Origin of the sequence: Bifidobacterium ruminantium DSM 6489 (genome assembly GCF_000770925.1) — a bacterium.
In the GTDB taxonomy this organism is placed as follows: Bacteria; Actinomycetota; Actinomycetes; order Actinomycetales; family Bifidobacteriaceae; genus Bifidobacterium; species Bifidobacterium ruminantium.
The window spans coordinates 1-10705 of sequence record NZ_JDTK01000035.1 but is presented as its reverse complement, the minus strand read 5'-3'; the positions used below and the strand labels follow the sequence as shown (position 1 = coordinate 10705).

General features: G+C 59.7%; 7 protein-coding genes. 4 read left to right on the top strand and 3 right to left on the bottom strand.

Annotated elements, in window-relative coordinates; translation table 11 throughout:
- Nucleotides 1–197 precede the first annotated feature (197 nt).
- Together OU26_RS09575 and OU26_RS09050 are read left to right on the top strand one after the other, a co-directional pair.
- Nucleotides 198–1220 (top strand): macro domain-containing protein, encoded by a 1023-nt coding sequence (locus OU26_RS09575; protein ID WP_026646706.1) that lies wholly within the window; start codon nt 198–200, stop codon nt 1218–1220.
- Nucleotides 1213–2124, top strand: a complete 912-nt coding sequence (locus tag OU26_RS09050) for an SIR2 family NAD-dependent protein deacylase (protein WP_202805814.1) — start codon at nt 1213–1215, stop codon at nt 2122–2124. Before OU26_RS09575 ends, OU26_RS09050 begins: the two co-directional genes overlap by 8 nt.
- A gap of 35 nt (nt 2125–2159) precedes the next feature.
- On the opposite strand, the gene tgt is transcribed toward OU26_RS09050, so the two are convergent.
- Nucleotides 2160–3473, bottom strand: a complete 1314-nt coding sequence (gene tgt / locus OU26_RS09045; protein WP_026646708.1) for a tRNA guanosine(34) transglycosylase Tgt — start codon at nt 3471–3473, stop codon at nt 2160–2162.
- A gap of 288 nt (nt 3474–3761) precedes the next feature.
- Here tgt and OU26_RS09040 point away from each other — a divergent pair, with 288 nt between their 5' ends.
- Both OU26_RS09040 and OU26_RS09035 read left to right on the top strand, forming a co-directional pair.
- On the top strand, nt 3762–5660 hold the full coding sequence (locus OU26_RS09040; protein ID WP_026646709.1) for a S1C family serine protease: 1899 nt from the start codon (nt 3762–3764) through the stop codon (nt 5658–5660).
- A gap of 314 nt (nt 5661–5974) precedes the next feature.
- On the top strand, nt 5975–8542 hold the full coding sequence (locus OU26_RS09035; RefSeq protein WP_026646710.1) for an HAD-IC family P-type ATPase: 2568 nt from the start codon (nt 5975–5977) through the stop codon (nt 8540–8542).
- Here the strand turns inward: OU26_RS09035 and OU26_RS09030 are convergent.
- Nucleotides 8517–9959: a DUF2142 domain-containing protein gene (locus OU26_RS09030; RefSeq protein WP_026646711.1), complete on the bottom strand. Its 1443-nt coding sequence runs from the start codon at nt 9957–9959 to the stop codon at nt 8517–8519. The two genes, OU26_RS09035 and OU26_RS09030, sit on opposite strands and share 26 nt — an antisense overlap.
- Before the next feature lie 54 nt (nt 9960–10013).
- Nucleotides 10014–10705: acyltransferase family protein (locus tag OU26_RS09025; RefSeq protein ID WP_338058679.1), on the bottom strand; the 692-nt coding region annotated here is incomplete at its 5' end.

The following is a 10705-nucleotide window of genomic DNA, read 5'->3' as shown; positions in this document are numbered from 1 at the left end:
TGTCCGATTCTGCAGAAACGGACACTCAGGGTACGTATATGGGCTTTTGTTTGTCCGATTCTGCAGAATCGGACACGTGGGGTATGTGTGAGTGCCGTGGGGTGCGCGGCGTGCGAGGTTCACGGGACGTGCGGGACGCATGTGGGGGCGGGCATGGTCTATGCATGGTTTATGGGTATGAATGGAAGGAACGTGTGATGGATCAGCGGCAGCGTCGCGTTTGGCTTATTGGGCAGTTGCTGGGGGAATATCCGGAGTATCGGGATACCGACGAGGCGGATCTGCCGATTCCGCACGACGACGAGGAGCAGCGTTTGCTGTTGCGCGCGTTGCAGAACGTCCGTCCGCCCGCGCCGGTGAGCGAACGGTTCCTGCACGTGCAGGACGAGTATCTGGGTGCAGAGCTTGCGCGGCGTGCCGTTACCGACGCGGACGACGTTCCTCCAATCGAAACCATCGTGCCAGCAGGCATCAGCGCACAACGCGCATGGCCGGCATCGTCCGTGCGAAATGGTCGGCCTTCGCCAGCCCCGCAAGCACCGCAAACTTCGCAATCCCCGCAATCTCACGCAACGCTTGCTATTTGGCAGGGCGACATCACCACCCTGCGCTGCGATGCGATCGTCAACGCGGCGAACAGCGGGCTCACCGGCTGCTATGCGCCGAACCACCATTGCATCGACAATGCGATCCACAGTGCCGCCGGCGTGCAGCTGCGTCTCGCCTGCGATCGGATCATGGAGCAACAGGGGCATCCGGAGCCGGTCGGCCGCGCCAAGATCACGCCGGGGTTCAATCTGCCGACGCGCTACGTGCTGCACACGGTCGGCCCGATGATCCCTACCGGCGATCCGACGCCGGCCGAGCAGGAGCAATTGGCGGACTGCTACCGTTCCTGCCTGCGCCTGGCCGCCGATCATGGTCTCGAAACCGTCGCGTTTTGCTCGATTTCCACCGGCGAATTCCGTTTCCCCGCAGAACTGGCGGCGCGCATCGCCGTGCGCACGGTCCGCGATTTTCTTACGCAGCAATTTCCGCAACAACTTACGCGGCAAGAAGCCGCGCAATCACCGCAAACGTCAACCTTCAGCGTCGCAACCGCCCCTACCGACGCGGCCAACGCTCATAATCCCGCCAACATCATCAGGAAAGTGATTTTCGATGTCTTCTCCGACCGAGACCGCCAGATCTACGAGCGCGTATTCGCCGACCATGCCTGACGGAACCATGCCCGACGGAACCATGCCTGACGGAACCATGCCCGACAGCGAGCACGCCGCCGCGATCGAACGGTTCGCAAAGGCATGGCGCGAGGCAGATTGCGTGCTTGTCGGCGCCGGATCAGGCCTGTCCACGTCGGCCGGCTACACGTATTCCGGCGAACGTTTCGACCGTCTGTTCTCCGATTTCAAGGAGCGGTACGGCATCGCCGACATGTATTCGGGCGGTTTCTATCCTTTCGACACGCTTGAGGAGTACTGGGCGTGGTGGAGCCGCGCGATCTACTACAACCGGTACGTGCCGGCGCCCAAGCCGGTGCATCACATGCTGCTGAACATGCTGCGTTCCACCGGCAAGGACGAGTATTTCGTGCTGACCACGAATGTCGACCACTGCTTCCAGAAGGCCGGTTTCGACAAGTCGCGCCTGTTCTACACGCAGGGCGATTACGGTCTGTGGCAATGCTCGCTGCCGTGCGCGCAGATCACTTATGACAATGAGCGGGCTGTGCGCGAGATGGTCGCGGAGCAGTCTGATATGCGCGTGCCGAGCGATTTGGTGCCGCATTGCCCGCGTTGCGGCCGTCCGATGATGCCGAATCTGCGTTGCGACGCCTCGTTCGTGGAGGACGACGGCTGGCATGCCGCCGCCCGTCGGTATGGCGATTTCCTTGCAAAGCATGGGAATTCGCGCATACTGTTGCTTGAGCTCGGCGTCGGTGGCAATACGCCGGCGATCATCAAATATCCGTTCTGGCGATTGACGGGTGAGAATCCGAACGCCACGTACGCATGTCTCAACCTAGGCGAGGCTGCGGCACCGGCGCAGATTCACAATCGTTCGATCTGCGTCAATGCCGACATTTTCGCCACGCTTGGCGAGCTTGCCGTGGCGTTGCGCTAACGCATTAGTACGTTGGACGGCGTCGCGCTGGTCACTCAGCCGCGCGACCCGTTTTCGTAGAACTTGGCGAGTGTCTCGTCGCGGAATTCGTTGAAATAGCCGCCGTCGATCGATTCGCGGATGTCGTCGAGCAGCTTCACGAAGAAGTGCTCGTTGTGGATCGTGGCCAGCGTGAAACCGTTGAATTCGCGGGCACGCAGCGCATGATCCACGTACGCGCGCGAATAATGCGTGCAGGTGTAGCAGTCGCAACCCTCTTCAAGCGGACCGAAATCGTGCTTGAACTGCGCACGCTTGATGTTGTAGCGGCCGGAACGTGTGAAAATCGCGCCGTTTCGGCCGCAACGGGCGGGCGCCACGCAATCGAACGTGTCGCCGCCGTTCTCCACGCAGGCGAAGATGTCGTCGACCGCGGCGATGCCGAGCACGTGACGCGGACGGCTTTCCGGCATCGCGTCACAGATCCAGGCGCAGGTGTCGCCGATGATGCGCTTCTCGATCGCGCCGCCGATGCCGACGCCGTCGAAATCGAGCGAAGCGATCTGTTCAGCGGCATGCCTGCGCAGATCCTCGTAATTCGCGCCCTGCACTACGCCGTAGAGCGCCTGATAGGGTTTGCCGACGCGCTCTTCGGTAAGCCGCTTGTGCTCGGCCACGCAACGTTGCGCCCAGCGGTAGGTGCGTTCCACGGAACGTTCCTGGTAGCCGCGGGTGTTCATCAGCGTGGTCAGCTCGTCGAAAGCGAACATGATGTCGGCGCCGATCTTGTGCTGGATGCCCATGGAGATTTCGGCGGAGAACCGGTGCAGCGAGCCGTTGAGCGGCGACTTGAACGTCACACCGTCCTCGTCCACGAACGCGAGCCGCTCCTTGCCTTCCGCGATCACGTCGTCCGACTTCATGCCGGTGACGTCCATGGCGAGCGTCTTCTTGAAGCCCGCGCCGAGCGACAGCACCTGGAAGCCGCCGGAATCGGTGAAGGTCGGGCCGTTCCAGTTCATGAACTTCGCCAGTCCGCCGGCCTCGTCGAGCACCTGCTCGCCGGGGCGCTCGTACAGGTGGAACGCGTTGGACAGCAGGCATTGCGCGCCGAGGTCCCGCATGGTTTCCGGCAGTACGGCCTTCATCGCGGCCTGGGTGGCCACCGGTACGAACGCCGGGGTGTGGATGTCGCCGTGCGGGGTGTGGATGATGCCGGTGCGGCCGTAGCGCGCGCCACCACGGCCCTTGCCGTCGGCCGCGTCGGGCAGACGGGTTTTCTGTTCGAAATAGAACGCGTCGCGCCGGCCGGGTTTGCCGGGTTCCGCTCCGCGCGGATGTTCGATCAGATTTTCGGCCGGTGCCGCCATATTCGCTGCGGCCTTGCCGGCTGCTGCGGTTTCGTGCGCCGCCGCGCTGGTCTGTGGTTCGTTCAAGCTTGTCATGCTCTCAACTGTATGCGATAGCGCCGATTGCCGCAGTGGTGCCGTCGGCGGTCGACGGTGGCGTCGTATGGAGCAAACTGCCAACTGATTCGATTGCTACTTTCAACAAACATTCAGGAAACTTCCAGAGCAACTATCTTTACTCTTAGATAGCAGTTCGAGCGGCACGATTGCTGACCATGTGGAATGCCGCGAGACGAATAAGGAGAAACAATGGCTGAAGATAACAGCGATCAGAACATCGCGCAGCCGCAGAACGACGCGCAGCAGGCCGCGCCGCAGGCGCCGGAGCAGCCCGTTGCCGACGAAACGCAGGCTTCCATCACCGAACCGATCGAGGTGCGGGATTCGGACGAACGCCCCACCACCGCCATCCCCGCCGTGGATGCGTCGGACGATACGACCGATTACGCTTCCGCCGCCGGCGAAAGCACGGTGGTCGGCACTTCGCCGCAATCGGCGCCGACCGAACAGTATCGTCCTGCACCGGAATACGGCGCGTACGGTCCCGTGCCTACGCAGCAGCCGGCGAACGGTGCCGCGAGCCAAGCTGCAGCGGGCCAAACCGCGGGCAATCCCGTGCAGCCGCAGCAGGGCCAGCCGCAGCAGGACCGGCCGTTCTTCGGCAATTTCGGAAACCCGTATGCGAACGGCGATCGCCAGAACCAGCCCAATGGCAATCCGTTCGCCGCTCCCGCCGCGCAGAACGGCTCGCAGCCGCGGAACGGTGCCCAGCCGCAGTACGGCGCGAACGTTCCGCCGGCAGGCAATGGCAATCCGTTCGGAGCGCCGGGCCAGGGGGCGCCGAACCAGCCGGTTTCGCCCGTCGTGACGAAGCAGAAGTCCGGCACGGCCAGCCATGTGGTCACCGCGGTTGTGGCGGCGCTCGTGTCCGGCGCGCTCTGCCTCGGCGTCGGCTTCACCGCGATTTCCAACGGCTGGGTGCATGTGCCGTCCTCCAGCTCGCTGTCCGACGTCAAATCCAACACGTCCGGTTCCGGTTCCGCCAAGGTGAAGTCCGGCCAGGCGGTCGATTGGAGCGCGGTGGCCAAGGAAGTGTCCGATTCCGTGGTGGCCATCGACGTGACGACCAGCGACGGTGAGGCCAAGGGATCCGGTGTGGTGATCAGCGACAAGGGCTACATCGCCACCAACAACCACGTGATTTCCGGCGGACAGCAGATCCAGGTGACGCTTGCCAGCGGCGCCATGTATTCCGCCCAGGTGGTCGGCACGGACACCACCACCGATCTGGCCGTCATCAAGCTCGACAATCCGCCGAGCGACCTGAAAGTCGCGGAATTCGCCGATTCCGATGATCTGGCCGTCGGTGAATCCGTCATGGCCATCGGCAACCCGCTCGGCTATGACGACACCGTCACCACCGGAATCGTATCCGCGCTCAACCGCCCGGTGACCGTGACCGATGACGACAACAACGCCATCGTCACCAATGCCGTGCAGATCGACGCGGCTATCAATCCGGGCAATTCCGGCGGCCCGACCTTCAACGCGGCTGGCCAGGTAATCGGCATCAACTCGTCCATCGCCTCCACTGCGAGCTCGTCCGGTACTGCCGGTTCGATTGGTATTGGCTTCGCCATCCCGTCGAACCTTGTCAAGCGCGTGGCCAACGAAATCATCGACAATGGTTCCGTGAAGCATGTGGTGCTCGGTATCACCATCAAAAGCGCTACGGTCGAAGCCGACGGTGTGACCCGTGGCTGCGCCCAGGTGCAGGCTGTGACCGACGGCGGCCCGGCATCCAAGGCCGGGGTGAAGGCCGGTGACTCCATCGTGGCGTTCAACGGAAAGGCAGTGAACAACAACTACTCGCTGCTCGGTTACGTGCGCGCCTCCGCCATGGGAGACAAGGTGAAGCTGACTGTTGTGCGCGGCGGCAACACCATGGATCTTGAGGTGACGCTCGATCAGGAGGAAACCAAGACGAACTCCTCCAACAGGCGGGAACAGCGTCAGCAGAACAACAACGGCAACAATGGCGACAACGACAACAACAGCAACGGAGACAACGGCTTCGGCAACAACGGAAACAACAACAATGGCGACGGCGATGGCGGTGGCCTGTTCGATCCGTTCGGCCTGTGGTAAAGCCAGCGCGACACGCCACGCCGGACGCGCGACGGGTGGACGCCACCCGATGCGCTGACGGCGAAGCGCGAACGCGGGCCGTGCTGGTCGCGTAATCGCAAGAACGTTGGAAAACCAACGAAAAGCAAGGGCTGTGCGAGCAATCGCACAGCCCTTTTTGCATGCCTTTCGCGTGTCGTTCGTGCATCTGGCGCATGGCTATCGCAACGCTCTGTTATGCTGAAAACATCTTTTTACGCCGTGTATCGATGGTCCGCGCAGGCGGGGCGCCGGTGGGTTAACAAGGCGTCCGAACTGAGCGTAAGGAGATTCTCATGCGTAGAATCATTGCTTTATGTAAAGAAGTCCCGCTGCTTCCAATCACCATTCTCGCCGCGATTCCGTTGGCGTTGCTGGGCGCGTGGAGGCCATGGGAGACGGCGGGCGTCTCGCTGGCCTTCGGTCCGTTCAATCCGGGCGTCGGACAGTGGATTGTGATTGCGCTGGTCGTATACACGATTGTGGTGACGGTGATCGGCATGATCGACGATTTGCGGCACGGCCACGTGGGCGTGGATCTGCTGGCCGTCATCGCGATCGCGTCGACGGTGGCGGTGCAGGAATACTGGGCCGCATGGGCCGTGGTGCTGATGATCTCGTCCGGCGAGGCGATTGAGGAATTCGCGCAGTCGAAGGCCGAGGGCAATCTGACCGCGCTGGTCGACGCGGCGCCGCGCACGGCTCACGTGGTGACGCTGCCGGGGTTGCGCGGGCATGTGCACGCCTCCGAGGACGCGCATGCGGCGGACGTGGTGGCGGACGGATTCCGCAAGGTGGCTGGTGCTGGCGCGGGAGCTGGAGCCAGCGCGGGTGCCCGCATGGCATCCTCTGATGCGAATGTGTCCGATTCTGCAGAATCGGACACTCAGACGGTGCGCAATGCATCTCACGTGTCCGATTCTGGAGAATCGGACATTCACGATGGCAAACAGGGTGCCCACGTGTCCGTTTCTGCGGAATCGGACATTCAAGGTGCCGGAAAGACGTTCGATGCGGCCGGCGAGCATTTCGACACCGTCCCGGTCGATCAGGTCAAGTTGGGCGACGTGATTCTCGTGCTGCCGGGCGAGACGGTTCCGGTCGACGGCGAGCTGCTGTCGGGCGTGGCCACGTTGGATCTGAGCAATATCAACGGCGAGCCGGTGCCGCGCGAAGTGTATGCGGGAGCACGTGTGCTGTCGGGTGCGGTCAACGGGTCGACCGCTTTGACGATGCGTGCCACGCAATTGGCGCAGGATTCGCAGTACCAGAAGATTCTCGAGCTGGTGTCGTCGGCGCAGGAATCGCGTCCGACCGTCGTCAAAACAGCCGACGTTCTGGCTGTGCCGTTCACCATTCTTTCGCTGGCGATCGCAGGCATCGCATGGGCTGTCGCCGGCACGCCGCTGCGATTCGCGCAGGTGCTGGTATTGGCCACGCCCTGCCCACTGCTGATTGCAGCGCCCGTCGCGTACGTGGCCGGCACCGGCCGCCTCGCCAAAGCAGGCATCCTCATCAAAGCGCAGGACGTGCTGGAAAATCTCGGCCGCGTATCGCATATCTTCTTCGACAAAACCGGCACGCTCACCGTCAAGCAACCGCAGGTGGTGCGCGTGGAGAAGCCGTTCGAAAACAGCTCGCCGTACGACGAGGACCACATCCTCATGATGGCCGGTGTCGTGGAAGGCTATTCCGTGCACATCCTGTCCAAGGGCATCGCGGCGGCCGGGCAGCAGGCTATGAAGAAGCTGTACGATCGCTATGCGGACGGGCAGCGGCTGTGCGCCGAACGGAATTTGCCTGGACATGGTCGCGATTATCCGGTCGTGAAGCGCATCAAGGAGGAGTCGGGCAAGGGCGTGTCCGGCGAGGTGAACGGGCATCAGGTGCGCGTGGGTCGGTTCGCGTATGCGACGGCCGATGATGCTGGTTTCACGCATGTGCTGGGCGGAGGCGCGTCCGGTTCCGCTGATTCCGCTGCGCAGTCTGCTTCCGTTGCCCACGTGTCCGATTCTGGAGAATCGGACATTCAGACGGGCTTGAATGGTGCTCAGATGTCCGTTTCTGGAGAATCGGACACTCAAGGTGGGCAGAACGTGTCTCAGATGTCCGATTCTGCAGAATCGGACACTCAGGGCGCCGAATTTGGTGCCGCACCGCGTAAACCGGAGGTGAACTCGCTGTTCGCACCTCTCGAACCGGACGAAATGGCCGCCTACGTGTCGATCGACGGCAAGCTCGCCGCGCGCATCGTGCTGCGTGACGTGCCTCGCGAAAACGCGAAATCGTCCCTTGAAAAACTGCACCGGCTCGGCGTGAAGAAACTGTCCATGCTCACCGGCGACAAGGAGGCCTCCGCGCGCATCATCGCAGGCGAGGTCGGCATCGACGACGTGCAGTCCGAACTGTTCCCCGAAGGCAAGGTGGCGGCCGTCAAGAACGCTACCGAGGACGCGCATCAGCACCAGCCTGCGTGGGACAAGGTCGTGCAGCGCGTGGTCGGCGAATCCATGACCCGCCAGGTGACCATGATGGTTGGCGACGGTGTGAATGATGCCCCCGTATTGGCGGTCGCCGACATCGGCATGGCCATGACCGACGGCACGTCCACGGCGGCGTCCGAATCGGCGCAGGTGGTCATCATGAACGACGACATCGCTTCCGTGCCACGTGCCATCGCCATTGCCCGCCGCACGAAGCGCGTGATGCTGCAGGCGGTGTTGGTCGGCCTCGGCCTGGCCGTCATCGGCATGGTCGCGGCCGCTTTCAACCTGATTCCGGTGGTCATCGGCGCGTTCATGCAGGAGGCGATCGACGTGGTCAGCATCCTGTGGGCGCTCACCGCCCTGCTCGACCGCGAGTGATTGCTGCGTGTGGTCGGAGTTGAAACAGATTCAGTTGTGTTTGTTTGGCGGTTTCGAGGAATACGAATCCGAAAAGCACGGCAAGAGGCAAGAAGTAACGGTATTGGACGCCATTCACACCAAGTGAATCGGCAGGATTGTATTGAAGCCAAAGCGCCAGATATGTTAACAGAATGATGCCTATGCAGAATAGCGCGATTACCCATAGATACAGCAGATTGGGCGACTTGTGTGTGACATGGGTATCCTGCTTTGCAGCGGTCTGTGGGTTTGCCTGAATAAAGCGCGTACCGAATTGCATGACAGATGCGATGAACAGTTCGAGCAGAATGCAGGCGATAAGCATCCAGCATACGGCGATGCCGCGGTGGTCGGAAGCATTGTTCAAATTGGCCTGTGCATGCAGAATTGACCATAGAATATCGTGGACGGCGTCGAGCATGACGGTAGGCTGTGTGAGCAACGCATGCTTGTGTGCATTCATCTGGCCATATGAGACAAGCATGGGAGTGGTGGTATACCAGTCGTTTATTTTGAGCCAGAACATAATCCACGCTGCGCATAACGTAATAGAACCTAATACGGGAACCGCGCGTTTTCTTGAAAAGATCATCACCTGTTGTCCGCTGCATTGAGAAGCCCACATGAGAGGCAACATAAGTAGTACGAGTGGAACATATATGAATTTGCACATCGCCATTACAAGACCAACAACTGCTAATTGCCATACATGGCGCATGATGCCGCGCGGCCCAAGTATCTCACGTATCAGCAAACAGCTGAAAAGGAGCACCACAGCTTGCGTAAACGAGTCGGCGGAAAAAGCGAATGACGCGCGTTTGACGATTGGTGGTAGACTGAGCAATACGCCGATAGGAACGCGCCATGTGCGTAGAGCGTTTACGGCAAGAAACATGAACACCGCATAGACTGCCAGCATGATGATCTCCGCGAGCCGGTATGTCGTGGATGCGCTTAGTCCAAACAATTTGCCGGCGGCAACGCCTATAATTTGAGGAGTGTATGCGACAGGTGAGTTGATACCAGCGTTGTTATAAGGCAAATCCACAGTACCGGAAGAGGTGTTTGCGCATGCGTCTGATGGTAATGATTCCAGCAACGCAACGGCAGGATCATAACCGTCATATTGGGCAAGTGAATAATCAAGCCATGCGCAATCGACAGTGCCGCCAACTGCTCCGGAGCTCACATTCTGCAACATACTTCGGGCATGTACTGGCTTGACCACTACATCGCCATTGATGATTCCACTGACGCGGTAAACATGTGCCCAGACGTCAGGAATATGACCGGGAGGTGTGGCAATGAGAAAAAACGCACTTTCAAGTATTATGCACAATCCAACGATTGCTGGCATGAAACGGTTGATGAGTTCATAGATTTTCTTCAGGGACATCGTTCGCTACTTCTTATGAATGATTGACGGATAAATCGTGGTCCAGACGGATGTTTAAGAGCGCGTTATTGTATGGAACGTTGACGATATGCGCATGATTATTTTCTCTGAGAACACACAAACTGGATGTGTGATGCATATGTGTATGACGTAGCATACGGCAAGTAGCAATATGTACACGACAAGAATCGAAATGATGGCGAATAATGCTTTTCCTGCTATACCTGCCGGCTGTTCCATGGAGAACACATAATGCCAGAGTATGGGTTTCCAGATGTTATGTTCGTGAAGCAGGTATACTCCGAATGTTGCCGGAGCGATTCTCACAATGAAATCGGTCAGTATTGTGCGGTGAGTTTTCGTTGGCAAATTCCTTACCATACAGATGAATATCGCAGTGGCCATAATGACTGCAAGAATAGGTGATGATCCCTCTCCTCCAGCTAACAGGTTGATTGGGTAACCGAGTTTCTGCGCGATGTTGTCATGGAGGGCTAGGAAATGGGTTCCCGCAATGCACAGAATGCAGCAGGCTATTGTGATAATTGCCGTCTGCCATATACGCAAATCAGGTAAATGTTGTTTTTGACGACGAATCATCGCTCCAATGAGATAAATCGAAAAAAGATAGATGAGATTGCTGAAATAATCAATGCTCGGATTGATGAGACGCCATCCGAATGTAATCCACAGCATGATAACCGTGAGCACGATTGAGGTAGTGCCCGAAAAGTTGCGCACTTTGG

Bases quoted from the DNA above. Each gene is read 5' to 3' on its own strand.
- tgt (WP_026646708.1), bottom strand. From the start codon at position 3,473: ATGGCGGCACCGGCCGAAAATCTGATCGAACATCCGCGCGGAGCGGAA.
- OU26_RS09575 (WP_026646706.1), top strand. From the start codon at position 198: ATGGATCAGCGGCAGCGTCGCGTTTGGCTTATTGGGCAGTTGCTGGGG.
- OU26_RS09035 (WP_026646710.1), top strand. From the start codon at position 5,975: ATGCGTAGAATCATTGCTTTATGTAAAGAAGTCCCGCTGCTTCCAATC.
- OU26_RS09050 (WP_202805814.1), top strand. From the start codon at position 1,213: ATGCCTGACGGAACCATGCCCGACGGAACCATGCCTGACGGAACCATG.
- OU26_RS09040 (WP_026646709.1), top strand. From the start codon at position 3,762: ATGGCTGAAGATAACAGCGATCAGAACATCGCGCAGCCGCAGAACGAC.
- OU26_RS09030 (WP_026646711.1), bottom strand. From the start codon at position 9,959: ATGTCCCTGAAGAAAATCTATGAACTCATCAACCGTTTCATGCCAGCA.